The 25,559-nt window shown below is 72.8% G+C and carries 22 protein-coding genes; 15 read left to right on the top strand and 7 right to left on the bottom strand.

The annotated features are described in order from the left end of the window. The first annotated feature begins 18 nt into the window (after window positions 1-18). Complete coding sequence (locus ACNF49_RS34690; protein ID WP_357977080.1) at window positions 19-561, top strand: RNA 2'-phosphotransferase; 543 nt, start codon at window positions 19-21, stop codon at window positions 559-561. Here ACNF49_RS34690 and ACNF49_RS34695 read toward each other — a convergent pair. Both ACNF49_RS34695 and ACNF49_RS34700 read right to left on the bottom strand, forming a co-directional pair. After that, window positions 518-727 carry a hypothetical protein gene (locus tag ACNF49_RS34695; protein WP_482940203.1) on the bottom strand — a complete coding sequence of 70 codons (210 nt, stop codon included), beginning with the start codon at window positions 725-727 and terminating at the stop codon, window positions 518-520. The two genes, ACNF49_RS34690 and ACNF49_RS34695, sit on opposite strands and share 44 nt — an antisense overlap. Window positions 728-798: 71 nt before the next feature. Next, window positions 799-5,367, bottom strand: a complete 4,569-nt coding sequence (locus ACNF49_RS34700) for a DNRLRE domain-containing protein (RefSeq protein WP_482940204.1) — start codon at window positions 5,365-5,367, stop codon at window positions 799-801. Window positions 5,368-6,098: 731 nt separating this feature from the next. Between ACNF49_RS34700 and ACNF49_RS34705 the strand changes: the two genes are divergently transcribed. From ACNF49_RS34705 to ACNF49_RS34730, 6 genes are all read left to right on the top strand, one after another. Continuing rightward, window positions 6,099-6,542, top strand: a complete 444-nt coding sequence (locus ACNF49_RS34705; RefSeq protein ID WP_352329152.1) for a CBS domain-containing protein — start codon at window positions 6,099-6,101, stop codon at window positions 6,540-6,542. 107 nt (window positions 6,543-6,649) lie between these two features. Then, window positions 6,650-7,252 (top strand): TetR/AcrR family transcriptional regulator, encoded by a 603-nt coding sequence (locus ACNF49_RS34710; protein ID WP_482940205.1) that lies wholly within the window; start codon window positions 6,650-6,652, stop codon window positions 7,250-7,252. 176 nt (window positions 7,253-7,428) lie between these two features. After that, complete coding sequence (locus ACNF49_RS34715; protein WP_482940206.1) at window positions 7,429-8,889, top strand: MFS transporter; 1,461 nt, start codon at window positions 7,429-7,431, stop codon at window positions 8,887-8,889. A 173-nt stretch (window positions 8,890-9,062) separates the two neighbouring features. Then, on the top strand, window positions 9,063-9,425 hold the full coding sequence (locus ACNF49_RS34720) for an STAS domain-containing protein (protein WP_482940207.1): 363 nt from the start codon (window positions 9,063-9,065) through the stop codon (window positions 9,423-9,425). Between the two features lie 129 nt (window positions 9,426-9,554). Next, complete coding sequence (locus ACNF49_RS34725) at window positions 9,555-13,505, top strand: HAMP domain-containing protein (protein ID WP_482940208.1); 3,951 nt, start codon at window positions 9,555-9,557, stop codon at window positions 13,503-13,505. 19 nt (window positions 13,506-13,524) lie between these two features. Further along, window positions 13,525-15,786 (top strand): SpoIIE family protein phosphatase, encoded by a 2,262-nt coding sequence (locus tag ACNF49_RS34730; protein WP_357989040.1) that lies wholly within the window; start codon window positions 13,525-13,527, stop codon window positions 15,784-15,786. Between the two features lie 32 nt (window positions 15,787-15,818). Here the strand turns inward: ACNF49_RS34730 and ACNF49_RS34735 are convergent, their stop codons facing one another. Beyond that, window positions 15,819-16,412 (bottom strand): TetR/AcrR family transcriptional regulator, encoded by a 594-nt coding sequence (locus ACNF49_RS34735; protein ID WP_357989038.1) that lies wholly within the window; start codon window positions 16,410-16,412, stop codon window positions 15,819-15,821. 78 nt (window positions 16,413-16,490) lie between these two features. Between ACNF49_RS34735 and ACNF49_RS34740 the strand changes: the two genes are divergently transcribed. Continuing rightward, window positions 16,491-17,444: a quinone oxidoreductase family protein gene (locus ACNF49_RS34740; RefSeq protein WP_482940209.1), complete on the top strand. Its 954-nt coding sequence runs from the start codon at window positions 16,491-16,493 to the stop codon at window positions 17,442-17,444. A 6-nt stretch (window positions 17,445-17,450) separates the two neighbouring features. Here ACNF49_RS34740 and ACNF49_RS34745 read toward each other — a convergent pair whose 3' ends face one another. Both ACNF49_RS34745 and ACNF49_RS34750 read right to left on the bottom strand, forming a co-directional pair. After that, on the bottom strand, window positions 17,451-18,626 hold the full coding sequence (locus ACNF49_RS34745) for an acyltransferase family protein (RefSeq protein WP_482940210.1): 1,176 nt from the start codon (window positions 18,624-18,626) through the stop codon (window positions 17,451-17,453). Between the two features lie 56 nt (window positions 18,627-18,682). After that, the gene (locus tag ACNF49_RS34750) at window positions 18,683-19,504 is read right to left on the bottom strand and encodes a class I SAM-dependent methyltransferase (RefSeq protein ID WP_482940211.1); all 822 of its coding nucleotides are present in this window, start codon (window positions 19,502-19,504) and stop codon (window positions 18,683-18,685) included. A 47-nt stretch (window positions 19,505-19,551) separates the two neighbouring features. Here ACNF49_RS34750 and ACNF49_RS34755 point away from each other — a divergent pair, with 47 nt between their 5' ends. The 3 genes from ACNF49_RS34755 to ACNF49_RS34765 all read left to right on the top strand — a co-directional run bounded on the left by ACNF49_RS34755 (window position 19,552) and on the right by ACNF49_RS34765 (window position 21,136). Further along, window positions 19,552-20,121 carry a helix-turn-helix domain-containing protein gene (locus ACNF49_RS34755; protein WP_482940212.1) on the top strand — a complete coding sequence of 190 codons (570 nt, stop codon included), beginning with the start codon at window positions 19,552-19,554 and terminating at the stop codon, window positions 20,119-20,121. A gap of 276 nt (window positions 20,122-20,397) precedes the next feature. Continuing rightward, a complete protein-coding gene (locus tag ACNF49_RS34760) occupies window positions 20,398-20,829 on the top strand; it encodes a hypothetical protein (protein WP_482940213.1) in 432 nt (143 codons plus the stop codon). After that, complete coding sequence (locus tag ACNF49_RS34765) at window positions 20,819-21,136, top strand: transcriptional regulator (protein WP_357969634.1); 318 nt, start codon at window positions 20,819-20,821, stop codon at window positions 21,134-21,136. Before ACNF49_RS34760 ends, ACNF49_RS34765 begins: the two co-directional genes overlap by 11 nt. Before the next feature lie 71 nt (window positions 21,137-21,207). On the opposite strand, the gene ACNF49_RS34770 is transcribed toward ACNF49_RS34765, so the two are convergent. Further along, window positions 21,208-21,549 (bottom strand): hypothetical protein, encoded by a 342-nt coding sequence (locus ACNF49_RS34770; RefSeq protein ID WP_357969631.1) that lies wholly within the window; start codon window positions 21,547-21,549, stop codon window positions 21,208-21,210. Window positions 21,550-21,737: 188 nt separating this feature from the next. Between ACNF49_RS34770 and ACNF49_RS34775 the strand changes: the two genes are divergently transcribed. From ACNF49_RS34775 to ACNF49_RS34785, 3 genes are all read left to right on the top strand, one after another. Beyond that, window positions 21,738-22,166: an ATP-binding protein gene (locus ACNF49_RS34775; protein ID WP_357969628.1), complete on the top strand. Its 429-nt coding sequence runs from the start codon at window positions 21,738-21,740 to the stop codon at window positions 22,164-22,166. Window positions 22,167-22,265: 99 nt separating this feature from the next. Beyond that, window positions 22,266-22,601 carry a YciI family protein gene (locus ACNF49_RS34780; protein ID WP_357969625.1) on the top strand — a complete coding sequence of 112 codons (336 nt, stop codon included), beginning with the start codon at window positions 22,266-22,268 and terminating at the stop codon, window positions 22,599-22,601. Continuing rightward, complete coding sequence (locus ACNF49_RS34785) at window positions 22,598-23,812, top strand: RNA polymerase sigma factor (protein ID WP_482940214.1); 1,215 nt, start codon at window positions 22,598-22,600, stop codon at window positions 23,810-23,812. Before ACNF49_RS34780 ends, ACNF49_RS34785 begins: the two co-directional genes overlap by 4 nt. A gap of 40 nt (window positions 23,813-23,852) precedes the next feature. On the opposite strand, the gene ACNF49_RS34790 is transcribed toward ACNF49_RS34785, so the two are convergent. Further along, window positions 23,853-24,584 carry an ankyrin repeat domain-containing protein gene (locus tag ACNF49_RS34790; RefSeq protein WP_482940215.1) on the bottom strand — a complete coding sequence of 244 codons (732 nt, stop codon included), beginning with the start codon at window positions 24,582-24,584 and terminating at the stop codon, window positions 23,853-23,855. A gap of 575 nt (window positions 24,585-25,159) precedes the next feature. Between ACNF49_RS34790 and ACNF49_RS34795 the strand changes: the two genes are divergently transcribed. Further along, window positions 25,160-25,501 carry a histone-like nucleoid-structuring protein Lsr2 gene (locus ACNF49_RS34795; protein WP_357969617.1) on the top strand — a complete coding sequence of 114 codons (342 nt, stop codon included), beginning with the start codon at window positions 25,160-25,162 and terminating at the stop codon, window positions 25,499-25,501. The last annotated feature ends 58 nt before the right edge of the window (window positions 25,502-25,559 follow it).

Consider the following 25,559-nt stretch of genomic DNA (forward strand, 5'->3'; position numbering starts at 1 on the left):
TGCCAGAATGGAACCTCGATGGACGAACGACGCATGATCCGCATCTCCAAGTACCTGGCCAGGCACCTGCGCCACGACCCGCAGCGCATCGGGCTCACCCTCGACCCGGCCGGCTGGGTCGCCGTCGACGACCTGCTCGCCGCCGCCGCGGCGCACGACTTCCCGATCACCCCCGACGAGCTGCGCCAGGTCGTGGAGACCAACGACAAGCGGCGCTACGCGATCGAGGACGGCAGGATCCGCGCCAGCCAGGGCCACTCCGTGCCGGTGGAGCTCGGCCTGCCCGCCGTGGAGCCGCCCGCGTACCTCTACCACGGGACGGTGGCGCGCAACCTGGACGCGATCCGCCGGGAGGGCCTGCGGCCGATGAGCCGCCACCACGTGCACCTGTCCCCCGACCGGGAGACCGCCGTCCGGGTGGGCGCGCGCAGGGGCAGGCCGGTGGTGCTGGCGGTCGCCGCCGGGGACATGCACGTCGCCGGTCACCTCTTCCTGCGCAGCGCCAACGGCGTCTGGCTCACCGCCCACGTCCCACCGGGCTACCTGCGCCTCCCCTCCTGACCCTCCCCGGCGCGTCACCGTCCCAGCTCTCGTGGCGGACGAACACGCCGACGTCCCAGATGCCCGGCCGGCGGGGACGGAGATCCTGGGCGGCCTCGACGTCCGCGAACGCGTGGAAACGGCACACCTGGATGCCGTCGGAGCGCTCAGCGAGGATCTTTTCCATGACGGCGTTCCTTCAGTTCCAGGGCAGCGCGGCCCGCTTCCCGGGCTGCGGGAAGCGGGCCGCGGCGGCCGCTATTTCAGTCGCATGTAGAACTTGTCCTGCCGAAGGATTCGGTTGTTGCTGTACCAGGCCTGCAGCATCGCGCCATAGCCCAGCTTCTGTTCCTTGCCGAGGATCTGCACCGAGAAATTGTGTTCCGGTTTCGCGTATGCGGCTCCCTGCATTGTCGAGGCGAAGGGGAACTCATCGCATTCGGCGTCCTCGGGGGCGAGTTGCTCCTTGCCGAACTCGAACTCGCACGTTTTACCGGCGAATCGACGGTTGGCGTCGACCTGCGGCGAGTATCGCACGCGGGACAACGGGTTCTGCGGCGTGCCGCCCGGAATGCTCTTCGCCTGGCGCAGGTCCGGGAAGGTGACGCCGCCGGGCACCGGATTGGTGAAGGAACCAGGCGTCAGCGCGCGCTTGATGTGGTCGTAGATCTGGTCGACCGCCACGCCCTTGTCGTTCTTGTCGTCCTTCGCGAAGGACTGCGCGGGAATGGCGTCCATGACCACGCATCCGCCCACGGAATTACCCTGCGCGTCCTTGTTGTGCCAGTTGACGAGTGGTGACGTGTCACACCTGACCGTGAAGGACCGGAAGCCGGGCGCGGCCCGCTTGCCCTGGTGGTCGTGCGCGATGGCGGGGGTCAGCGTGCAGGAGCCGATCTTGTGTTCGCCGTCCGCGCGGTCGGTACGGAAACGTTCAGTGATCTGCCACTCCTGGCTCGCGTTGTTCCATTGCGAGGGAGTGGCCCACTTCGTCCCGGTCCTGGAGACGAGTTGGCAGGCACCGGCTCCCGGCCCGGGGTCGCTCACCTCGGTCCAGAACGCGTGCGGAGCCGTCGCGAGGGCGCCGAAGCCTCCCGCGTCGACCCAGACGCGGGTCGTGACCTCGAACTCCCGGCCGGTCTGGTCCGTCGAGATCCGTACCAGCCGCTTGCCCTGCACCTTGGTCAGCACCTGCTCCTGACCGTCCGGGTATTTCGCGGTGATCCGGCTCACCCAGGGCCCCTTGTTGCAGTAGGCGAAACGGTTCTTGGTGTAACCGTTCCAGGACTCGGTGGTGGCGCCCGCCTGGCATTCGGTGAAGGTGACGTCCTGGGCGATGTCCTTGTCGGTGGGCAGGTATTTCTTGATGCTCGCCGCGTCCGCCACCGCGGTGGCGGCGAGCTCGGACCCGCCCGCGGTCTCGGCCACCGTGAACGGCTGCCAGTCCGACCAGGCGCCCACGGCTCCCGCCAGTGACACCCGGGCCCGCCAGCGCACCTGCCAGCCGTCACGCAGCTTGCCCGCGGGCACCTGGATGCCGGTGATCGCCGGGGAGCCGTTCGCGCCGGCCTGCGCCCTGCCCGTCCAGATCACGCCCTTGCCCTGACGCGCCGAGGCGTGCTCGACCTGGACCTCCGCCGAAGCGTGCCGACCTGCCGGGCGAGGGACGTTGACCAGCAAGGAAGGTTGCGTCGTCGAGACGATCAGGCGTCCCGACGACTCCTTGGCACCGCGTACGCGCAGCTTGCCGGCCGCCAGGGCGCCGGGCGCGGCCTTCTTGGCCGTCGCCCTCAGCGGGGCCCACTGGTAGTTGGTGAACCACCAGGGATAGGAGCCGATCATGATGTTGCCGGCCGCGTCCTTGGCCTCGCTCACCTCCGCCGTGTAGTAGCTGCCGAGCCCCTGGGAGGGCGTGAAGGTCAACGTCTTCCCGTCCGGGCTCATGCTGGACTGCCCCGCCACCTCCTGCTCGTCGAACAGGTCGGTCACCGAGAGCCGGGCGTTCGTGACGGGTTCGTTGAACCGCACGATCACCTTGGCGCCGGCCGGCACGTTCTCGGCGTCGTTGGCGGGTTGGACCTCGACGACCTCCGGGGGCGTGGTGTCGTCCCCGGGCGTGGGAGTCGGGGTCGGGGTCGGCGTGGGAGTCGGGGTGGGGGTCGGGGTCGGCGTGGGAGTCGGGGTGGGGGTCGGGGTCGGCGTGGGAGTCGGGGTCGGGGTCGTGGTGTCGAGGTAGGTCACGACCAGCGTGGGCGCCTGCCTGTCCGACCGCGAGGAGGCGAACCCCCGGTCGTACGCCGAGGCGGTGGACGACTCGTGGACGCCTCGGAGGAGAAGCCCATGGTTCGGCTGGCCCGAGCCCCACGCCTGCGCGATGCCCGTGACCGGCCACGTCCACGTGTCGCCTATGACCGGATCCTCGTTCCGGCAGGGCTGCGGGTCACGAGCGGTGGCCTGGTTCGCGGCCGTCACCGCAGGTTGCGCGCCCCAGCTCAGCGTGCCGGCGCCCCAGGCCCCGGTCACCTGCTGGGCGAGGATGCCGGCGCCGTTGTCGCCGCATCCGTACCCATAGACGTTCGACAGGCGCAGCTCCGCCGACTTGACCTGCTTGCCGGTGATGGCGGCGGAGTCGAACCGCAGGTAGGTCCGTTCCTTGACCGGGTTGTTGGGGCCGTCGTACAGGCCCGCCCACAGGTTGGCGCCGCTGTCGTCGAAGGCGTCCTCGCTGTCGATCGAGAGGTTCTCCTTCAGCGGGAGTTCGATCGTGCGTTCCTGACCAGGCCCCGGGTCGGTGCCTCCGCTGCCGAGCAGTTTCAGCTCGTCCGCGTACAACGTCGCCGCAGCGTCCTGATCGGCCTTGACCGACAGTTTCAGCTGCGCCGTCGCGGCCCCGGAGGGCGGTGGAACGGTCACGTCGACGGCGGTCCAGGTGTCGGCCGCCAGGGTGCGCTCGGCCGTGCTGGACTTGAGCAGGGTTCCGGCGGAGTCGAACCAGTCCACGCCCCAGGCGAGGGCGACGCCGCCGCCCTGCGGGTAGAACCAGCCGTTGGTCGCGTGCAGGGCGTTCGCACGGACCGCGATCCCGGTCTCGGAGCGGACCTCCGCCTGACCGCCCGCGGGCACGACCACCTTCGCCGACGCGGTTCCGCCACTCTCGTGTGCGCGGTCGGCCGACCGCTCCAAGGTGCCGCCGGTCGCCGTCCACGGCGGGAGGTCGCTCTCGAAGGACGGGTTGGCGTTGAGCACCTTGCCGGGCGCCGGCGGCGTCGGGTCGGGGTTGGGCGCGGGCGGCGTTCCCTGATCCTCGAAGACCGGGTCGAACCCCGCGACCAGTTCCTCGTCGGACAGGCCGCTCGGGTAGGACGCGTCCATCGCGTCGAGCTCGACGGTGCTGTTCCGTGCGATGGCCTCGTCCAGCGCCTTCTCCGGCGTGATCGCGCGGCCGGGCACCGTCTCCCCGTCGCGCATCGACGACGTCGCCCAGGCCTTGTCCTCCGCGAAGGAGCCGGCCGGAACCTCCTGGCCGCCGGGATAGTCGCGGACGATGGCGACCTCCTGCGGCTCAGGCGCCGGAGTGTATTGGATCACGAGGGTGGGCGGGTGGCGGTAGCCCGGGTAGGGGTCGCCGTTCTGCTCCTTGGAGTAGTACTGGCGCCAGTTGATCGCCGTGGTCTCGTTGACGGCCCGCAGCACCAGCCCGTGGTTGGCCACGCCCTGCTCGATCCAGGCGCTGGCCATGTTCGTGACGCGGTGGACCAGCGTCTCCTCCGTGGCGCACCAGGAGGTGGGGTCGGCATCGTCGTTGTAGCCGGCCTTGTTCACGCCCTCCAGGCTGCCGGCGGCCGTGGGCTGCCGGGACCAGCTCAAGGTGGAGGTGTCCCAGGCCGAGGTGACGAGGGCGGCCGCGATGCCCGACCCCATGGTGTCGCCGCACAGCTGGCCGCCGGGGCCGCCCGACTTGTAGTTCCACACCGACAGGTCGGCGTCCACCACGGTGGCGCCCCTGAGCACGGGGTCGTCGGTGTCGAACTTCAGGTACACGCGGGCGACGTCGGCGCTGGTGGAGGTGGTGCCGGCGCGTAGCCAGCCGGCCGCGGCGTTGTTGGTGCCGGGGTTGTTCTTGCTGACCCAGGCGTCGTCGGGCTCGCCGCCGCCGAACCAGTCGTCGGCCGCGGCGATCGTCACCGGGTAGGTCACCGCCGGATCGGCCAGGAACTTCTCGTCCGGCGTGAACACCAGCTCCGGCGTCGCGCCGGAGCTGTCCACCCGGGCCCGGACGGGGGCGGACCTGCCGGCGTCGGGCCCGGTCTCGACCTTGGCGTCCACGGCGGTCAGGACGACCGGCGCCGCCGCGGCCTTGCCCTTGGCGTCCTTGAGCTGCGGCTGCCCGTCGGAGGTGGTGCCGAAGGCGGTGCCCTTGGGCAGGGTGAGCGGCAGCCGGACGGTCACCGGGCCGGCCGGCCGCTGCCGGAAGACCACCTGCGAGACGAAACCGTCAGGCTGGGCCTGCACCACCAGGTCGGCTCCGGCCGCGACGGCGTCGGGGTAGGTGACCGTGCTGCCGGAGACCTTCGGCTCCGGCAACGCCCGGGTGACGCGCAGCCCGGTCGCGCCCCTCTCGCCCTCCGCCGACACCAGGTGTCTGGCGCCGCGCCCGCCGAAGGTCAGCGGGGTCTTGACCCGGGCGGCCCGCAGCTTGCCGTCCCGGGTGACGATGCGGGTGTCGACGGGCTCCCAGGCGCCGCTGGCCGGGTTCTTGAGCTGGACGGGCCGGGTGTACAGCTCAGCCCGCATGTGCTTGCCGTCGGGGTTCGCCCAGACCTTCATGGTCTCGGTGAACTGGGACGGGACTTCAACAGGCTTGCCGGACTTGGCCGCCTGCTGCCAGGCGGCCTTGAGTGCCGGTTGCGGCGTGGTGGCCGATGGCGTCGCCGGAGGCGCCGAGGTGGGGGGCGACGTGGGGCCCTGGGCGATCGCGGGGGCGCTCAGGAGCGACAGCGGCAGCGTCAGAGTGGTGATCAGGGCAGCGCGACGGCGCGTCCGGTGAGAAAAGCCGGACGCTAATCGACGTGTGTTCACTCACAGCCTTTCGAACAGATGTCGGAAAACGCAGTGATCGTCACATGCGCGGGATTGAATGTAAAGATCGTTTCCAGTAACGGGAACGGGATGCTCCGTGATCGACAGAAGCCGCTCATTCTCCGACCCGGAAGAGCGTTGCGGGGACATCTCGATGAGTGATATGCATTTCGCGGCGACCGTTTAGGATCGGCCCCTACTCATGGTGTCGCGCCACACCTTCGAGCCTGGTTTTGCCGCCAGGAAAGAGCTTCGAAAACAGCCCCCCGTTTTCGTCATCATGGCGATCGGAAACAAAGCACGGGCCGACGGGCGCCGCGCACGGCGGACGCTTTCTGCGCCGGCGATCCGGCAACTCGACGGACGACGGAGGCGTACCGCGGAATTCGGCCGACGATCACTGCCCACGTCCCACCCGCCTGCCTGCGCGCCGGGCGAGAGGGGGGTTGGCTAGGCTGTGGGCCGGAGGATGATCACCCATGCGCGCACGCGATCTCGTCACGGAGTTCCCGGCGGTCACGCTGGACATGTCGGCGCTCGACGCCGCCCGGCTGCTGGCCGAGCGCGACCTGCCCGGCCTCATCGTGATCGGCGACGACGGCCGTCCCCACAGCATCCTCCCTGGGACGCAGGTGCTCCGGCTGGCCGTGCCGCCCTACTGCCAGGACGACCCGGCCCTGGCCCGGGTGGTGGACGAGGCCCACGCCGACCTGTTCCTGCGCCGGCTCGGCACGCGTACCGTCCGCGAATGCCTTCCTGAGCAGCCGCGCGAGCTGCCGGTGGCGGACATGAAGGCCACGGTGCTCGAGCTGGCGGCGCTCATGGCCCGCACGCGCAGCCCGCTGGTGGCGATCGTGGAGGACGGCCGGGTCGCCGGAGCCGTCACCCTCCAGTCCCTCCTGGACCACGCGCTCGCCCTCTGACCACCTCTCCTGGACCACGCGCGCGCCCTCTGACCACCTCCCCTGGGGCCGGTGACGCGCCGAGGGCAGCGGCGATCCCCGGCCGGAGGCGTCGTAGGCTGGTGCCCATGGGGAAGACCGCCGCCCGACAGCCCGTCCCCGCCCGGCGGGCCGACGCCGAACGCAACATCGCCGCCATCCTGGAGGCCGGGACGCGGCTGCTCAGCGACGACCCGGGCGCGAGCGTGGCCGAGATCGCCAAGGCCGCGGGCGTCGGCCGGGTCACCCTGTACGGGCACTTCCCCTCCCGCGAGGCTCTGGTGGACGCCGTCCTCGACCACACCGTCGGGCTGGCCGACGCCGTCCTGGAGGACGAGGCACTCGACACGGCTCCCGCGCCGGAGGCGATGGCCGGGCTGCTGCACTCGTCGTGGGAGATCCTCGACCGTCACCGGCGGCTCTTCGTGGCCGCCGACCGGGTGCTGCCCACCGAGCGCATCCGCGAGCACCACGACCGTCCGCTGCGCCGGGTGGAGCGCCTGATCGCCCGCGGCCAGGACGACGGGGACTTCCGCACCGACCTGCCGCTGGAGTGGCTGGTGACGACGTTCTTCGCGATCATTCACAGCGCGGCCCAGGAACGGGAGGCCGGCCGCCTGGCCGCCGAGGAGGTCGAGCCGGTCCTGATCCGCACCATGCTCTCCCTCCTCACCGCGCCCTCCCCGGCCTGACCGCCACCCTCCAGGCACTCTCCGTCCCCCCGCCGGTCTTCCGGCACGGCCTCACGCTCGGCTGCCCCGGCGTGGGCATTCAGCCCCCTTCTCCCGAGCCCGGCGCGACACCCTACCGGCGTACCGTTTTCTTGTGCTTAACTTGAACACCAGTGTACGAGTTAAGGAGACACGAGATGAGCCGTCACGTCGGGACGCGGGCTTCCGCCCCCGCACAGAGCAAGGGCTGGGCGGTGCTGGCGTTGTTGTGCCTGGCGCAGTTCATGCTGATCATCGACATCACCGTCGTCCAGGTGGCCCTGCCCACCATCGGCGCCGACCTCGCGCTCGGCCGGGAGGCGCTGACCTGGGTGGTGACCACGTACACCCTGTGCTTCGGCGGCCTGATGGTCCTCGGCGGGCGGCTCGCCGACGCGCTCGGCGCCCGCCGCACGCTCCTGGCCGGCCTGGCGCTGTTCACCGCGGCCTCCCTCGTCTGCGGCCTGGCCGACGACGGCGGCACGCTCATCGCCGGGCGGGCCGTCCAGGGGGTCGGCGCGGCCCTGATGTCACCCGCGGCCCTGGCCGTCGTCACCACCGTCTTCCAGGGCGAGCGCCGGGCCCGCGCGCTCGCCGTGTGGGCGGCCATCGGCGGCTCGGGCGCGGCGATCGGCGTGCTGCTCGGCGGCGTCCTGACCGACGGCCCCGGCTGGACGTGGGTGTTCTTCGTGAACGTCCCCGTCGGCCTGCTGGTGCTGGCCGCCGTCCCCCGCGTCGTCCCCGCCCGCGCCGAGGACGGCGTCGAGGGCGGTATCGAGAACGAGGCCCGGCGCGGCGGTCGTGTCGACGTCGGCGGCGCGCTGCTCGTCACCCTGGCGACCGCCCTGCTGATCTACGGGCTCGTCTCCGCCGGCGACGGCGGCTGGGGCTCCGCGGGAACCGTGCTGCCGCTGGCCGGAGCCGCCCTGTCCTATGTCGCGTTCGTGCTGGTCGAGCGGTCGGTACGGGCGCCGCTCATGCGGGTCGAGACCCTGGCCAGGCGGCCTGTCGTCTCGGGCGCGTTCGTCATGCTGGTCGCCACCGGACTGATGCTGGGCCTGTTCTTCCTCAGCTCCCTCTACTTGCAGCACGTCCTGGGCTACAGCCCCCTGCGGACGGGGCTCACGTTCCTGCCCGTCGCCGTCGCCATCACGCTCGGCGCGCATCTCGGCGGCCGCCTCATCGGCAAGGTCGGGGGCCGGCCGGTGGCCGTGGCGTCGTTCCTGCTGACCGCCGCGGGGGCGGCGCTGATGACGCGGGTCTCCCCCGAGGCGGGCGCGTTCACCACCTTGGTGCCGGGGTTCGTGCTGGCCGCCGTGGGGATCGGGCCGGCGTTCGTGACCGCCACCACCACGACGATGGCCAACGTGCCGCCCGGCGAGAACGGCGTCGCCTCCGGGGTGATCAACACCTTCCACGAGCTGGGCGGCTCGATCGGGGTGGCGGTGGTCTCCACGGTCGCCGCGTCCAGCCTGGTGCCGGGCGCGGGCGCCGGCGGCTTCACCTCGGGGCTCGTGCTGTGCGCGGTCGTCGCGGGGGTGGCGGCGGTGATCTCGCTCGGCCTCGTCCCGCCCGGCAGGCCGGCGGGCGCGTTCGTCGGTCACGGCCACGGTCACTGACGGGATGTCCCCGGCGACCCCGGGAGGCTATTCTGCTTGCGTGACTGCTCCGCCCCCGCGGGACGCGGCTTCTCGACACACCCGGCCTCCGCCGGGGCCGGTCATCACCGGGCGCCGGTCGGCGCCCCTCCTCCGCCGGTCGCGTCGCGTCCGAGGCGCGGTGGGCGACGGCGATGCCACCGCTGACGCTCCTGCGCCGGGAGCAGCCGGGCGTGACCGTGATCGTGGTGTCCGGCGAGCTCGACGCCACCAACCGCGCCCAGTTCGAGAGCTTCCTGCGAGACCGTCCGGAGCCCGGCCACCAGGTCGTGTTCGACCTGGCCCGGGTCCCGTTCGTGGACAGCTCGGGCCTGCACGTCCTGCTGGCCTTCGCCACCGACCAGCTCAGGCGGTCGGGCGCGGTGCGCCCGGCCGCCGTGCAGCCCCTGCCCGCCCGGTTGCTGGACATCACCGGGGTGCTCGGGCACGTCCCCGTGCACGACACCGTCGAGGAGGCGGTGGCCGCCGCCAGGGCCGCCGCGGAACGTTCCGTGTGACGGGCGGCGCGCGGGGGCAATCTCGGCTAACTTCGGGGCTAGCGCGCGTCTGGGCGCAGGCGGCTACTCTTCCGCTACCCAGGGTTGAAGTTCTTCCATGCCGGGCGAGCACGGAACGAGGAACACGACATGAGCGACCCCACGGTCGGCAACGCACGTTCGAGCGGGCGCGGCAAACGTGTCCGAGGCCCTTCCGAGGTCGGCGAGACCGAGCTGCGTCAGCTGCTCGGCGGGCTGACGGCGGTCCGTGACGGTGATTTCCGTACTCGTCTGCCCGAGGATGCCGACGGGTTGCTGGGTGAGATCGCCTCGGTGTTCAACGGCATGGTCGATCAGTTGTCGTTGTTCACCTCCGAGGTGACGCGGGTGGCGCGTGAGGTGGGCACGGACGGGCGGTTGGGTGGTCAGGCCGATGTGCCGGCGGTGTCGGGCACGTGGAAGGACCTGACCGAGTCGGTGAACGCGATGGCGGGCAACCTGACCGATCAGGTGCGCAGTATCGCGCAGGTGACGACGGCGGTGGCGCGGGGTGATCTGTCGCAGAAGATCACGGTGCATGCGCGTGGGGAGATCCTGGAGCTGAAGAACACCGTCAACACGATGGTGGATCAGTTGTCGTCGTTCGCCGACGAGGTGACGCGGGTGGCGCGTGAGGTGGGCACCGAGGGTCAGCTGGGTGGTCAGGCCGAGGTGGAGGGGGTGGCGGGCACCTGGCGTGATCTGACCGACTCGGTGAACTTCATGGCGGGCAATCTGACCGATCAGGTGCGGAACATCTCGCAGGTGGCCACGGCGGTGGCGCGGGGTGATCTGTCCCAGCGGATCACGGTGTCGGCGCGTGGGGAGATCCTGGAGCTGAAGAACACGCTCAACACGATGGTGGATCAGTTGTCGTCGTTCGCCGACGAGGTCACGCGGGTGGCGCGTGAGGTGGGCACGGACGGGCGGCTGGGTGGTCAGGCCGATGTGAAGGGTGTGTCGGGTACGTGGAAGGCGTTGACGGAGTCGGTCAACGTGATGGCCGACAATCTGACGGCGCAGGTGCGCAGTATCGCCGAGGTGACCACGGCGGTGGCCAAGGGTGATCTGACGCAGAAGATCCGGGTGGATGCGCGTGGGGAGATCCTGGAGCTGAAGGAGACCATCAACACGATGGTCGATCAGTTGTCGGCCTTCGCCGACGAGGTGACCCGGGTGGCGCGTGAGGTGGGCACCGAGGGCAACCTGGGCGGCCAGGCGACCGTCCGAGGGGTGTCGGGCACCTGGAAGGACCTCACCGACAACGTCAACTCGATGGCCGACAACCTGACCAACCAGGTGCGCAGCATCGCCCAGGTCACCACGGCGGTGGCCAGGGGCGACCTGACCAGGAAGATCGACGTCGACGCCCGCGGCGAGATCCTTGAGCTGAAGACCACCATCAACACGATGGTCGACCAGCTGTCCTCCTTCGCCGCCGAGGTGACCCGCGTGGCCCGCGAGGTGGGCCGGGAGGGCAGGTTGGGCGGCCAGGCCGAGGTCGAGGGCGTGTCCGGCACGTGGAAGCGGCTGACGGAGAACGTCAACGAGCTGGCCGCCAACCTGACCCGGCAGGTGCGCGCCATCGCCGAGGTCACCAGCGCGGTCACCTCCGGCGACCTGACCCGCTCGATCACGGTCGACGCCGAGGGCGAGCTGGCCGACCTGAAGGACAACATCAACTCGATGGTCAAGTCGCTGCGCGAGACGACCAGCGCCAACGAGGAGAAGGACTGGCTCAAGTCCAACCTGGCACGCATGTCCGGTCTCATGCAGGGTCACCGCGACCTGGCGGCCGTCGCCGAGCTGGTGATGAACGAGCTGGCCCCGCTGGTCGGCGCCCAGTACGGCGCGTTCTTCTCGGCCGAGGAGAACGAGCTGCAGCTCATCAGCGCCTACGGCTACCCGGCCGACCCCGGCAGGCCGACCCGGTTCCGGCTCGGCGAGGCGCTGGTCGGCCAGGCCGCCCGCAGCCGCAGGACGATCACGATGGCCGATGTCCCGCCCGGCTACATCACGATCTCCTCGGGGCTCGGCAGGACCGATCCGAGTTCGGTGATCGTGCTGCCGATCGTGGTGGAGGAGCAGGTGCTCGGCGTGATCGAGCTGGCCTCGGTGCAGGCGTTCACGCCGGTCCACCGGGCCTTCCTCGACCAGCTCATGGAGACGATCGGGGTCAACCTCAACACGATCGTGGCCAACGCCCGCACCGACGAGCTGCTCAAGGAGTCGCAGCGGCTGGCCGTCGAGCTGCAGGCCCGCTCGGAGGAGTTGCAGCAGCAGCAGGAGGAGCTCCAGCGCTCCAACGCCGAGCTGGAGGAGAAGGCCACGCTGCTGGCCCGCCAGAACCAGGACATCGAGACCAAGAACCTGGAGATCGAGCAGGCCAGGCAGGAGCTGGAGGACCGCGCCCACCAGCTGACGCTGGCCTCGACGTACAAGAGCGAGTTCCTGGCGAACATGAGCCACGAGCTGCGCACCCCGCTCAACTCGCTGCTCATCCTGGCCCAGCTGCTGGCCCAGAACCACACCCGCAACCTGACGCCCAAGCAGGTCGAGTACGCCGGGATCATCCATTCCGCGGGCTCGGACCTGCTCCAGCTGATCAACGACATCCTCGACCTGTCCAAGGTCGAGGCGGGCAAGATGGACATCAACCCCGAATGGGTGCCGTTGCGCCAGCTTCTCGACTACGTCGAGGCCACGTTCCGGCCGATGACGTCGCAGAAGAGCCTCGACTTCCGGATCACCACCGGGCCGGGTGTGCCCGCCGACCTGCTCACCGACGACTCGCGGCTGCGCCAGGTGCTGCGCAACCTGCTGTCGAACGCGGTCAAGTTCACCGAGACCGGAGGCGTCGAGCTGCGCATCGAGCCGGCCGCGCACGGCGAACTGCCCGCCTCGGTGCGCCCGCACGCCCCCGCCATCGCCCTGCGCGTCATGGACACCGGCATCGGCATCCCCGAACAGCAGCTCGAAGCCATCTTCGGCGCGTTCCAGCAGGCCGACGGCACCACCAGCCGCAAGTACGGCGGCACCGGCCTCGGCCTGTCCATCAGCCGCGAGATCGCCTACCTGCTCGGCGGCGCGATCACCGTCCAGAGCACGCCGGGCCAGGGCAGCGTGTTCACCCTGTACCTGCCGGTCGCCCAGCCCGGCGCCGAGGGGCACGCGACCGGCGGCGCGCCCGCGGCCGTCGCGCTGCCGGTGGCCGGTCAGCCGCGGCGGCTGCTGGTGATCGAGGAACGCCCGCACGGGCTGCTGTCGCTGGTGACCGAGAGCGTGGTGAGCGGCCTGGCCGGGTCGCCCGACCCGCTGGGCGGGACCGTCCAGGTGGTCGAGGCGACGGGCGCGGAGGAGGCGGCGAGCCTGCTGGCCGCCGAGCCGTGCCACTGCGTCGTGCTCGACCTCGACCTGCCCGACCGGGCCGCCTACGGCCTGCTGGAGGCCATGGACGGCGATCCGGGGCTGCACGGCGTGCCGGTGCTGGCCTACAACAACTGGCGCTCCGGCCCGTCGCAGGAGGCGCGCATCGGCGACCGGCCGCTGGAGCTGCTGTCCAGCCTCGACGAGCTGCGCGAGCGCATCGCCCTGCACCTGACCGCCGACCAGCCCGGCGACGTGCTGCCGCTGGTCAGGTCCCGGACGGTGGGGGCGGCGTCGGGCCGGGAGATCGACAACACGCTGTCCGGGCGCACGGTCCTGGTGGTGGACGACGACGCGCGCAACCTGTTCGCGCTGACCAGCATGCTGGAGATCCACGGCATCGACGTGCTGCACGCCGAGAACGGCCGCAAGGGCATCGACACGCTGACGGCCCACCCCGAGACGGACCTGATCCTGATGGACGTGATGATGCCCGAGATGGATGGCTACACGGCGATCGAGACGATCCGCGAGATGCCCGGCTACGCCGGCCTGCCGATCATCGCGGTCACGGCCAAGGCCATGCCGGGCGACCAGGAGAAGTCGCTGGCGGCCGGAGCCAGCGACTACGTGACCAAACCGGTCGACGCCGACCAGCTGATCGAACGCATCCAGCACTGGATGGATCCGGCCTGACCCGGTGAGGAGTCGAGCCATGGGGAGTTCAGCCGAGGAGACGGGCCTGGCCAGGCTGGCCGCGACCGTCGAACGCCTGCGCGCCGAGCTGCACGAGGTCCGCCGCGCCGCCGACGACCGCGCGCTGGTCGAGCTGGCGAAGGGCATCCTGGTCGAACGCCTGCGCTGCGCCCCGGCGCAGGCCGCCGACCAGCTCGCCACGCTCGCGGCCAGGACCGGGCGGTCGCAGGCCGAGCTGGCGGCCGACGTCGTCAACCGGGCCGCCGACGACCCCATCGCCGACGCGTCCCTGACCGGCGCCGCCGGGCTCGACGGCGGTCCCGAGCCGCTTGCCGGGCACGCGGAGGCGGCGGTGCGGCTGCGGACGGCCGAGAGCGCCGCGCTCGGCGCCACGGACGTGCAGGCGGCGGCCCACGCCGTGCTGGAGACGGCCCTGCTGCCCATCGGCGCGACGGCGGTGGCGGTGTGGGCGGCCGGGCCGGACACGTCGCTGACGCTGGCCGGGCACGCGGGCTTCAGCGCCGAGGAGGCCGGGCTCTGGCGGCAGGTCCCGCCGGGCCTGGTCACGCCCGCCACCAGCACGCTGATCGAACGCCGCACGCTGTGGCACACCACGCAGGGGCCGCCCTCGATCGGCCGCCACCAGCTGACCGGCGGCCGCGTCACCGCGCTGGCCCGGCTGGGCGGACGGGTGCTCGGCGTCCTGGAGATCTGCTGGCCGGGTGGCTGTCCCGAGCCCACGCCCAGGATGGAACGCCAGATCGAGGCGCTGGCCGACCTGTGCGCCCTCACCCTGAACTCCCCCGGTCCGCCCGCGCGGGCCGGCGCCGCCCTGGCCGAGCTGGCCGCTCTGGCCGACTCCATGTCCGACCCGGCGCTCGTCCTGGTGCCGCACCTCGACCCGCAGGGCCACATCGCCGACTTCCGCGTCCACCACGCCAACGGGTCGGCGGCGGTGCGGGCGGGCGGGCTGCTGCTGGAGGCGTACCCGTTCGCGGCCGGGGAGCTGCTGGCCAGGATCGAGCACGTGCACGCCACCGGCGAGCCGTTCCGCGCCACCGACATGCCCTTCACCGCGGCCTCCACGGCCGAGGTGAGCATCACCCGCCACGGCGGGAGCGTGCTGCTCGTCCGGCGCGACCACGACGACCAGGCCCGCCTGCTCGAGCACGCCCAGCGTCTGGGCCGCATCGGCGGCTTCGAGGAGAACGCGCTCACCGGCCAGATCATGTGGAACGCCCAGATGTTCTCCCTGTACGGCCTGCCGCCGGACGCCCGGCCGGTCCCGCTGGAACGCCTGCGCGACCACGTGCACCGCGACGACGAGGTGGCCGTGGGCCTCTTCCTGCGCACGGTGCTGCATCACCGGCGGCCGGCGGCGACGGCGTTCCGGCTCGAACGCCCCGACGGGGTGGCCCGCCACCTGCGCGTGGTGGCCGAGCCGGTGTTCGCCCCGGACGGCCGGCTGACCGCGCTGCGGGGGGCCTACCAGGACGTCTCGCCCCAGCACTGGACGGAGGTCGCGCTGGCGGTGACCCGCGACAGGCTGGCCCACACCGAACGGCAGTCCGCCGCCCGCAACCGCCTGGCCCTCCAGCTCCAGCACGCCATCATGCCGCCCTCGCACGGCCGCATGGACTCCTTCGGGCTGCGCATCTCGGTCCGCTACCGTCCGGCGCAGAAGGAGGACCTGGTCGGCGGCGACTGGTACGACGCGGTCGTCCTGCCGTCGGAGTGCATCCTGCTGTCGGTGGGCGACGTGGCCGGGCACGGCGTCGAGGCCGCCACGGGCATGGTGGTGCTGCGCAACGCGCTGCGCGGCCTGGCCACCACCGGCGCGGGCCCGGCCCGGCTGCTGAGCTGGCTCAACCTGGTCGCCCGCCACCTCGCCGACCGCATGACGGCGACCGCGATCTGCGGCCTGTACGACCCCGCCACCCGCGTCCTGCGCTGGGCCAGGGCCGGGCACCTGCCGCCGATCCTGCTGCGCGGTGCGCAGGGCACGGAGCTGCCGATGGTGAAGGGGCCGCTGCTCGGCGCGTTCGCCGACGCCGTCTACGAGGAGGGCCGGCTGCAGCTGGAGGCCGACGACACGCTGCTGCTCTACACCGACGGCCTGATCGAGCGGCGCGACCACAACCTGCGCCACGCCCAGGACCGGCTGCTGGCCGTCGCCTCGCGCACGGCCTCGACCCTCGACCACCGGCTCGACGACCTGCTCACCCATTGCAACTCCGACACCGACGACGACACCTGCCTGATCGGTGTGCACGTGCGCTGAGCCGGGCGCGTGAAGAGTCCGGTGGCGGCGGGTCAGGCGGCGGGCGGGAGGAGGCCGAGCCGGTCGAAGGCCGCGGCCACGCTCGGGGCCAGCGCCGCCGGGTCGTCACCGGCTACGGCGCGGCCGGCGGTGTAGCAGGCCAGCGCGAGCTGCGGGGCCAGGGCAGCCGTCTCGGGGGTGGCGCCGTGCTCGCGCAGGATCTCGGTCATCGTCTCGGCGAAGCGGCGCTGCTTGCGCGCCGTACGGTCGCCGAGCTCGGGATGGTCGGCGATCAGCCGTTCGCGCAGGACGTAGCGGCCAGGGTCGAGGGTGGCCCTGGCGCACAGGGCGAGGGTGAGCTCGCGCACCTGGGCGAGCGCCTCGGGCAGGCCGGGCGGGCGGTCGCCGCGCAGCTCGCGCTGGTGGGCGGCCAGGCCGTCGAGCCAGTCGTGCTCCCCCGCGAAGACGACCTCCTGCTTGTCGCCGAAGTAGCGGAAGAACGTGGTGCGGCCCACCTCGGCGCGCTCGGCGATGTCGGCGACCGTCACCTCGTCGTAGCCGCGCTCGGCGAAGAGCCGGTAGGCCGCCTCGATGATCTCGTCGCGGGCTCGCCGTCGCTTGCGGGCGCGCAGGGAGGACTCGGTCACGGGCTCAGTCTAGCGCTTCCGGACGGCGTCCCTTATGGTACTCAGTACCATTTGGAACTAGATCCCATTGGAGTTGTCATGCGAGCCGTGCAGATCACCGAGTTCGGCGGTCCCGAGGTCGTGCGGGTGCGGGAGGTGGACGAGCCGGTGCCCGGCCCCGGCCAGGTCGTCGTGGACGTCTCGCGCTGCGGCGTGAACTTCGCCGACACGCTGGTGCGCGAGAACGCCTACCTGGCCGCGACCACGCTGCCGGTCGTCCCGGGCGGCGAGGTCGTCGGCAGGACCGCCGACGGCCGCCGCCTGGCCGCCATGCTGGAGCGCGGCGGGTACGCCGAGAAGGCCGCGATCCCGCAGGCGTCCGCCTTCCCGGTGCCCGAGGAGCTCGACGACGTCGCGGCGCTGGCCCTGCTGGCCCAGGGGCTGACCGCGTGGTGGCTGGTCCGCCACACCGGCCGGGTCCAGGCCGGGGAGAGCGTGGTCGTGCACGCGGCGGCGGGCGGCGTCGGCTCGCTGGCGGTGCAGCTGGCCAGGGCGGCGGGCGCGGGCCGGGTGATCGCCACGGCGAGCACGCCCGCCAAGCGGGAGCTCGCCCTGTCGCTGGGCGCGGACACCGCCGTCGACCCGGCCGCCGACGACCTCACCGCGGCGCTGCGCGCGGCCAACGGCGGCGAGCCCGTGGACGTGGTCCTGGAGATGACCGGCGGCCGGGTCACCGACCAGAGCCTGGCGGCGCTGGCGCCGTTCGGCCGGCTCGCCTTCTACGGGATGGCGGGCGGGGTGGAGCCGCAGCCGGTCTCGCCGCGCGCGCTGCAGCCCCGTTCGGCGACCGTCAGCGGCTTCTGGCTGCTCAACGCCTTCCAGCGGCCCGCCGTCCTGGCCGGGGCGTACGCGGAGATGGCGGCGCAGGTGATCGCGGGCGGGCTGCGGGTGGTCGCGGGCGGGGACCGTCCGATGTCGGAGGTGCGGCAGGTGCACGCGGAGCTCAGGGAACGGCGTACGACCGGCAAGCTCGTGCTCGACCCGCGCCGGTAGGAGCCCCTAGGAGGCGGTCAGGCGGCGGCCGAGCCGCTGCATCGGGCGTTCGAGGAAACGGTAGGTCAGCCGGCTGCCCGGCAGCACGAGGGCGAGGAAGAGCACGCTGACGCCGATCTGCAGGGGCAGCGGCGACCAGCGCATCTCCCCCGCCACCTCCATCACCACGAGGAGCACCGGCAGGTGCACCAGGTAGAGGGAGTAGCTCATCAGCCCGAGCCAGGTGAGCACGGCGGGCACCCGGCGGGCCCGCCAGGCCAGACCGGCCGCGAACGTGAGCCCGGCCAGCGCGACGGTCGTCCCCCACACGTCCGGCTGCACCCACCACCACCCGGCGCTGAGCGCCCGGACGGGGGCGACCGTCACCAGCGAGGCGGCCAGGGCCACCGGCCACAGGGAGCCCTGGCCGCTCTCCCACCGGCGGATCGCCGTGCCGGTGAACATGACCGCGAGGATCGCCGCCCCGAACCACGGGACGCGGCTGCTCAGCAGCAGCAGGGCCAGGGCTATGACGCCGAGCGCGCACGCCGCCACGTTGCGCAGCCGCCCGGAGACGACGCAGGCCAGCCCGGCGGCGAACACCGCGAACGACACCCACGCCAGCCAGCCGCCGGTCAGCGGCGCCGCGCTCAGCGCGAGGCCCGCCACGACCGCGGTCACCCCGAACGCGACGGCGACCAGGCCGCGCCGGTCCCGGACGCCGGTCACGAACAGGGCGGTGACCATCAGGTAGAAGACCATCTCGTAGGAGAGCGTCCACATCGTGTTCATCACCCCGGCGACGCCGACGACGTCCAGCAGCATCGTGGCGTGCGCCGCGGCCGAGGAGACGTCCCTGGGCACCTCCGCGCGTACCGGGATCCACCAGGACAGGGCCAGGACCACGGCGATGACGGCGAGGTAGAGCGGGTAGAGCCGGAAGGCGCGGCCGATCCAGAAGGCGCGCACGTCGCCGTGCCGTTCCAGTGACGACGGGATGATGTAGCCGCTGACCAGGAAGAACACCAGGACGCCGTACACACCCAGGTTGAAGAAGGTCGGGCGCAGCCAGGGCATGGCCCAGGTGGTCAGGTGCTCGCCCACGACGGCGAGCGCGCCGATGCCGCGCAGGGCGTCCAGCCAGGCGAGCCTGGACGCCTCCGGACGAACGACCTGGGGGGTGCCAATGGGTGCAGTCGTCACGCACCCCAACGTATCGGTCCCGCGGGCAGCATCCGGGCTCCGCGGGTCGGGGCGGGTCAGGGGCGGCGGGCCGCCCAGGCGGTCCTGGTGCCGCGCACGACGAGCTCGCGATGGCGGAGCGACTCCGGCGAGTCGCCGGAGAGCAGCCGGTCGAGGGCGGCGAGGTCGTCGGCGGCCAGCCGCCCGGCGAGCCGCGACCGGTAGCCGCTCAGCACGGCCCGCGCGTAGCGGACGGCGCCCGGCGGCGCCGGGCGCACCTCGATCGGGAAGTCGCGCCGCGCGGCCACCTCGAACCCGGCCGCCGCCAGGAACGGCCCCCAGTCCGGGTACGGGTCCGGGCCGCTGCCCGCCAGCGCCTCCCGGCAGCGCGCCTCCAGCGCCGCCCCGGCCGCGTCGGGCAGGAAGCGCGGCATGCCGTCCATCTCGACGACCGCCAGCAGCCCGCCGGGGCGCAGCGCGGCGTGCACCTCGCGGAGCACGCGCGCCGGGTCCTCGACGTGGTGCAGCGACGCCGCCGCCCACACCAGGTCGGGCGTGCCGAGCGGCGGCAGGGCCGCGTCCAGGTCGACCTGGAGCACCCGCACCCGCTCCCCCAGCCCCTGGCCGAGCGCCGCCGCGCGCAGCCGGTCGAGCATGACCGGCGACCGGTCGACCGCGACGATCTCGGCGGCGGCGAACCGCCGGGCCAGGGCCAGCGTGCCGGTTCCGGTGCCGGCGCCCAGGTCGGCGACCGTCCGCGGGGGCCGGGCGGCCTGCTCGCCGACCCAGGCGGTCAGCTCGTCCAGGAACGGCCCGAGCACTTCGGCGTCCAGGTCGAGCAGGTCGGCCACGGCTGAGACGTCGCCATGGTGATGTCCGTGGTGGGGATGTGCTTCCATGCCCTCACCGTAAGGGGCTCCTGCGCGTGCGGCATACACTCTTGCCTATGACGCAAGAAGTCGACCTGGACGCCGTGGTCCGCCGGCGCATCCGCGGCCTGCGGCTGGCCCGGGGCTGGTCGCTCGACGCCCTGGCCGCGCGGTGCCGGCTGAGCCCGTCCAACCTGAGCCGCATCGAGACCGGCCACCGCCGGATCGCCCTCGACCAGCTCGTCCCCATCGCGCGGGCCCTCGGCACGACGCTCGACCAGCTCGTCGAGTCCACCGAGGACGACGACGTGGTGATCCGGCCGCTCCCCTGCGACCACCCGGGGATGACCGTGTGGTTGTTGTCCCGGGAACGTTCGCTGCACGGCGTCACGGTGGCCAAGCTGCGCATCACCCCCGACCGGCCGCTCGAACCGCAGGCGCATCCCGGGCGCGAATGGTTCACCGTCCTGTCCGGGACGGCCCGCCTGCTGCTCGGCGAGCGGACCGTCCTGGTGCCGGCGGGCGACGCGGCCGAGTTCTCGACCATGACCCCGCACGCCGTCGGCGCCCACGACGGGCCCGTGGAGCTGCTCACCATCTTCGACCACGACGGCGAGCGCTCCCACCTGCACGCGGGCCATGCGTAGGCGCGGCGGCCGTTCAGGCGCAGGCGTACCCGGACGGGAGCGCGGTGTCGCCGGCCGGACGGGCCGCCTGGAAGCCCGGACTGGTGGTGGCGGCTTCGGGGGCGTGCCCCGCTGGGTCTGGACGGTGGGCACGGCCGCGCAGGCTCCGGAGGGCGTTCGGCATCTGGAGCTGGAGATCGCACCTACCGGCGTCCGACAGTTTCGGGAGCCGGCTGAGTCACTTTTGCGAGGCAAAAGTAGATGCTACGGTGAAAGTACTTCTACCGAGGAGGCCCGATGCGCGATCACGTCGATGCCCACGCCGCCCGGCAGGCGTTGCTGGCGGCCGAGGCGGCGCGGGCCGCGGCCCGTTCGCGGCCGGCCGCTCCCGGCTGGTTCGCCCCGGCGCGCGGGCTGCTGTTCGCGGCCGGTTTCGGGCTGCTGACCGGGCCCTGGGCGCAGCAGGTCCCGGTGATGGCGGCGGGAATCGTGGCCCTGGTGGCCTTCCTGGCCGTGCACGCGGCGGTGATCAGCCGCGGCGGGGTCGTCACCCTGCCGGGCGGCCCACTCCCCCGTCGGCTGGCGAACCAGCTCGCCCCCGCCGCCGCCTACGGCTTGGGCTGGCTCGCCGCCGTCCCGTTCGGGCACGGCGCGGGCGCGGCGTGCGCCGCCGTGCTGGGCGGGGCCGCGCTGTGGGCGGTCACGGCACGGGACGGACATGACCACTGACCCCCGGCTGGACGAGGTCATCCAGCACCCCACCAGGCTGACCGTCATGGCGTTCCTGTCGGGCGCGCTTGAGGCGGAGTTCGCCGCGGTCCGCGACTACGCCGAGATCTCCGACGCCAGCGTCAGCCGGATCGTCTCCGCCCTCCAGGAGGCCGGCTACGTGCACGTGCGCAAGGGTTACGTCGGCAAGCGCCCCCGCACGTGGCTCTCCCTGACCCAGGAGGGCCGCCGCGCGCTGGCCGGGCACCTCGACGCGCTCCGGGCGATCGCCGAGACGGCCCGCCGGAGCGCCGCCGGCCCTGCCTGACCCGGGCGTCCCCGGACCCTACGGGGCCCGGCTGTTCCGGGCGCCCGCAGGTCCTTCACGGGGGCGCCGGGTCAGCCGCCGCCGGTCCCGGCCGGGCCCATGCGGCCGGTGGGCCACGGGGTCTCCGGATGGGCCTGGCGCCAGGTCAGCAACTGGCGGTCCAGCCGCTCCCGATCGGTGAGGCGCGGCCTGGCTGGGCGCACGCCCGTACGTTCGAGCAGGCCGGTCGCGGCCTCCGCCAGCCGCAGCCGGGCCGGCGCGAACCGGCGCCGCAGCAGGTCGGCGGTCACCGCCGCGGTCAGCACCGAGGCCGGCCACAACGCGGCCCTGCCCAGCCCGCCGCTTCCCGTGATCTGCCCGCTCCCCTTGCGATGGTCGATGCCCGTGCTCTGGTCGCCGTCGCCATGCCGCATTCGTCAGCCTCCGGGTTCGTCTCGGGACCGTGGGAGTGCCGGAAGTTTCTGCACTTATGGCGCTACCCGGTCCTGCGCCCCTCATGCCGCCGACTCGCGAACGGCGGCGGTACACGTTTGAGTGGCCGCCGATGGGAAAGCTGGAGACCGGCCCGCCACCCCATCCGACCCCGCCACGCGAGACGATCATGACCCTTCAGTTCGAGCTGCAGTGCCCCATCAGCACTGACCTTGCCCTCATCAGGGACCTGATCCGCGTCCACGGCCGCCACTGCGGGCTGCCCGGCGACCGGCTGGAGGACCTGGTGGTGGCGGTCAACGAGGCGGTCACCAACGTGCTCGACCACGGCGGCCGGACCGGCATGGTGACCTCCCGCGGCAGCGCCGACGGCGTGGTCGTCGAGATCCTCGACGTCGCCGGCCGGCTCACCCACGAGCACCTGGCTTCGGCCCGCCTCGACCCGACCGCCTCCCATGGGTACGGCCTGTGGGTCATCCAGCAGCTCTGCGACGAGGTCCTGCTGGAGCAGACCGGGCTCGGCTCGCTGCTGACCCTCGACCTGCGGACCCGCCGCCCGGCCGGCCGCCTGGACGCGCGCCACGTCGTGCCGGCCTGACTCTCCTTCTCTCTCCGCGAAAATCTTCGAGGACGCCGTCCGGTTCCGTCGGTCCCGTTCGTCACCATGGTGAGACGCCGTCCGACCGAGGAGCACGAGATGAAGTACATGATGTTCGTCTGCACCGACACCGAGCCCGACACCGACCAGGAGAACCTGCCCGACGTCGAGGCGTGGGTGGCCGAGAACGACGCCCGCGGGCGGCGGGTGCGCGGCGCGGTGCTGGCGCCGGACTCGGCCGCGACCACCGTGCGCGTGCGCCGCGGCGAGCTGGTCCTGTCCGACGGGCCGTTCGCCGAGACCAAGGAGGTGATCGTGGGCTTCGACCTGCTCGAATGCGCCGACCTCGACGAGGCCGTCGAAGTCGCCCGCACCCATCCGATGGCCAGGCACGGACGGCTGGAGCTGCGGCCGTTCGCCGATTTCGAGCAGTGAGAGCACACCTGGAGGAGGCGGCGGCGGAGGCGTACCCGCGGATCGTCGCCGCCCTCATCCGGGTCACCGGCGACTGGACCCTCGCCGAGGACTGCGCCCGGGAGGCGCTGGCGCTGGCCGTGCGGCGGTGGCCGGAGGAGGGCGTGCCGTCCAACCCGGGCGGCTGGCTCATGACGGTGGCGCGCAACCGCGCGATCGACGCGCTGCGCCGCGTCTCGATCGAGCGCCGCAAGCTGGCCGAGCTGGCGGCGCTCGCCCTGACCGTCCAGGACGGGCCCGGCGACGGGCGGGAGGAGGAGGTCGTGGACGACCGGCTGCGGCTCGTCTTCACGTGCTGCCATCCGGCGCTGGCGCTGGAGTCGCGGGTGGCGCTGACGCTGCGGACGATCTGCGGGGTGCCCACCGCCGACCTCGCCCGCGCCTTCCTGGTCACCGAGTCGGCGATGACCCGGCGGCTGACCAGGGCCAAGCGGAAGATCTCCGAGGCGGGCATCCCGTACCGGGTGCCGCGGGGGGCGGCGCTGGCCGAGCGGCTGCCCGGGGTGCTGGCCGTCCTCTACCTGCTGTTCACGCAAGGGTACGACGCCGGCGGCGAGCCCGCGTTCGCCGAGGAGGCGATCCGGCTGGCGCGGCTGCTGCGGCGGCTCATGCCGGAGCAGGAGGAGGTGACGGCGCTGCTGGCGCTGTTCCTCCTGCAGCACTCCCGCCGGGACGCCCGCCGCGACGCCGCCGGCGACCTGGTTCCCCTCGATCGGCAGGACCGCTCCCGCTGGGACCGGGCCGCGATCGGCGAGGGGCTCGCCCTGCTGGCATCCGTCGAGGGCGGCGGCCCGTACGGGCTCCAGGCCCGCATCGCCGCCTGCCACGCCACGGCGTCCTCGCTGCCCGGCACCGACTGGTCGCGGATCGCCCGCTGCTACGACGAGCTGGCCCTGCTCCACCCCACGCCCGTGGTGGAGCTCAACCGGGCCGTCGCGCACGGGTACGCCCACGGGCCGCGGGCCGGGCTCGCGCTGCTGGAGCGCTCCCGCGCCGAGCTCGACGGCCATCCGCTGGCCATCGCCGCCGAGGCCGACCTCACCGCCCGCGACGGCGACCCGGGCCGCGCGGCGGCGCTGTTCCGGCGGGCCGCCGCCGTCGCCCACAGCGACCAGGAACGCCGCGCCCTCCTCACCCGCGCCACCGAGACCGCGCGCGACGCGGGCGCCTGAGCCGGGGCCGGCCGGCGGGGCGCCTGGGCCTGAGCGGGGGTCAGCCGGCGGGGTGCCGGGGGCCCGGGCGGGCGCCGTGTGCCGTGAGCCAGGCCGCCAGGTCGTCGGCGCCGGCGCGGCGGGCGGCGTCCAGCGGGGTGAGCTCGTCGTAGCCCACCCAGCCGAGGTCGCCGCCGCGCTCCAGGAGGAACGCCGCGGCCTGCGACCGCCCGCCGTGGCAGGCCGCCCACAACCCCTGCGTCACCTCCGCCCGCGACGGCGTCCCGGCCTCGAACGCCGCCGCGACCCGGTCCATGAGCCCGAGGGCGGCGGCCTCCCACAACCGCGTGGACGCGCCGCGCTCGACGAGGCGGCGGGCGGCGTCCCACTGGGCGAACGCGCACGCGTCCGACAGCGCCGTGCCGCCGCCGATCACCGCGCCGGTGGCCTCGACATCGGCTCCGGCGTCCAGCAGGGCGTCGAGCACGGGGACGTCGTCGCAACTCGCGGCCCACATCAGCGGCGTCTCGGCGTGCGGGCCGGCGAAGCGGGCGTCCACCTCAGCCCCGGCCGCCACAAGCTCCCGTACGACGGCGGGACCGCGCGGCACGTGGCCCGGCCAGTCGGTGAGGACGTGCAGGAGGGTCCGGGACGCCCCGCCCGCCTCGCCCAGCCGGACGCGGGCCAGCTCGGGATGCCCGGCCAGCAGACGCCGCACGCCGTCGAGGTCACCGAGCCGCACGGCCTCCGCCGCCGACGCCGCCAGCGGGTCCGCCGCATCCAGGTAACGCATGGGCCCATTGTCACGCGCCCCGGCCCGTCCCGTCGCCGATAAATCGGCCGGAAATAAACGGACAGAAGGCGGCCGGGGCCCGTCCCATTCGCAGTTGCACTTCTGCGGCTTGCCCGGAGTTGACGCCATAGGGCCCCGGCCGGCGCACAGCTCGCGGAGCGCCGGAAAACCGTGCGCCGAAGCCGGGAAGCGACGGCGACACGCACGCCGGAGCGGCGCGGACACATTGAAGCACACCTTTGAATTCATCTTCGATAAGATGCGCGCCGCCACGGCTGCCGCCTTCCCACGCCTGCCCCGTCCGCGTGCGCGCGCGGGGCGACCCGGTGTCCACCGCGGCCACCCGCCCGCCCTGCGACCAGGAACATGACGTGGGCATTCGCAGGTTAGATACGCAAGGCCGCCGCCGTGACACCCCGGGCACGCGCGGTTCCGGCCGCGTTTGAAATGCCTTTGACAGGCGGTGTGCCCGGCGAGTTCTCCTCGTTCACCGGCGCCGGGCCGAGGTAAGTTGCCCGCACGCTACTGAAGGGCGCTACAGTACGCAACAACCGTATCGAGCATGGAGTGCCACCATGGCTAAGCAGATTCAAGAGATTCTCATCGACGATGTAGACGGTGGGGAGGCTCATGAGACCGTCGTCTTTGCACTCGATGGCAGCAGCTACGAGATTGACCTTCATGAGGAGAAGGCGGACGCGCTGCGGAAAGCACTGGCGCCCTTCATCGTGAAGGCCCGTCCTGTTCGCGTGGATCGCGGTGCGCGCGGGCGCCGGGCGGCCGTCACCGGCAGCCGCGCGTTGAGCCGGGAGAAGTCTTCGGAGATCCGGCAGTGGGCCAAGGCCAACGGCCTGCCCGTCAGCGAGCGCGGCCGGATCGCCGCCTCGGTGGTCGAGAAGTACGAGTCCGCCCACTAGGAGAACGTCAGGAGCGCGCGGGCGGAGCAGTCCGGCAAGCCTGAGCGCCGCCACGACG

Source organism: Actinomadura sp. ATCC 39365 (assembly GCF_054392275.1).

Bases quoted from the DNA above. Each gene is read 5' to 3' on its own strand.
- ACNF49_RS34700 (WP_482940204.1), bottom strand. From the start codon at position 5,367: ATGAAGGTCTGGGCGAACCCCGACGGCAAGCACATGCGGGCTGAGCTG.
- ACNF49_RS34765 (WP_357969634.1), top strand. From the start codon at position 20,819: ATGACCACTGACCCCCGGCTGGACGAGGTCATCCAGCACCCCACCAGG.
- ACNF49_RS34775 (WP_357969628.1), top strand. From the start codon at position 21,738: ATGACCCTTCAGTTCGAGCTGCAGTGCCCCATCAGCACTGACCTTGCC.
- ACNF49_RS34720 (WP_482940207.1), top strand. From the start codon at position 9,063: ATGCCACCGCTGACGCTCCTGCGCCGGGAGCAGCCGGGCGTGACCGTG.
- ACNF49_RS34710 (WP_482940205.1), top strand. From the start codon at position 6,650: ATGGGGAAGACCGCCGCCCGACAGCCCGTCCCCGCCCGGCGGGCCGAC.
- ACNF49_RS34705 (WP_352329152.1), top strand. From the start codon at position 6,099: ATGCGCGCACGCGATCTCGTCACGGAGTTCCCGGCGGTCACGCTGGAC.
- ACNF49_RS34695 (WP_482940203.1), bottom strand. From the start codon at position 727: ATGGAAAAGATCCTCGCTGAGCGCTCCGACGGCATCCAGGTGTGCCGT.
- ACNF49_RS34730 (WP_357989040.1), top strand. From the start codon at position 13,525: ATGGGGAGTTCAGCCGAGGAGACGGGCCTGGCCAGGCTGGCCGCGACC.
- ACNF49_RS34770 (WP_357969631.1), bottom strand. From the start codon at position 21,549: ATGCGGCATGGCGACGGCGACCAGAGCACGGGCATCGACCATCGCAAG.
- ACNF49_RS34690 (WP_357977080.1), top strand. From the start codon at position 19: ATGGACGAACGACGCATGATCCGCATCTCCAAGTACCTGGCCAGGCAC.
- ACNF49_RS34780 (WP_357969625.1), top strand. From the start codon at position 22,266: ATGAAGTACATGATGTTCGTCTGCACCGACACCGAGCCCGACACCGAC.
- ACNF49_RS34725 (WP_482940208.1), top strand. From the start codon at position 9,555: ATGAGCGACCCCACGGTCGGCAACGCACGTTCGAGCGGGCGCGGCAAA.
- ACNF49_RS34755 (WP_482940212.1), top strand. From the start codon at position 19,552: ATGACGCAAGAAGTCGACCTGGACGCCGTGGTCCGCCGGCGCATCCGC.
- ACNF49_RS34760 (WP_482940213.1), top strand. From the start codon at position 20,398: ATGCGCGATCACGTCGATGCCCACGCCGCCCGGCAGGCGTTGCTGGCG.
- ACNF49_RS34795 (WP_357969617.1), top strand. From the start codon at position 25,160: ATGGCTAAGCAGATTCAAGAGATTCTCATCGACGATGTAGACGGTGGG.
- ACNF49_RS34715 (WP_482940206.1), top strand. From the start codon at position 7,429: ATGAGCCGTCACGTCGGGACGCGGGCTTCCGCCCCCGCACAGAGCAAG.
- ACNF49_RS34750 (WP_482940211.1), bottom strand. From the start codon at position 19,504: ATGGAAGCACATCCCCACCACGGACATCACCATGGCGACGTCTCAGCC.
- ACNF49_RS34790 (WP_482940215.1), bottom strand. From the start codon at position 24,584: ATGCGTTACCTGGATGCGGCGGACCCGCTGGCGGCGTCGGCGGCGGAG.
- ACNF49_RS34740 (WP_482940209.1), top strand. From the start codon at position 16,491: ATGCGAGCCGTGCAGATCACCGAGTTCGGCGGTCCCGAGGTCGTGCGG.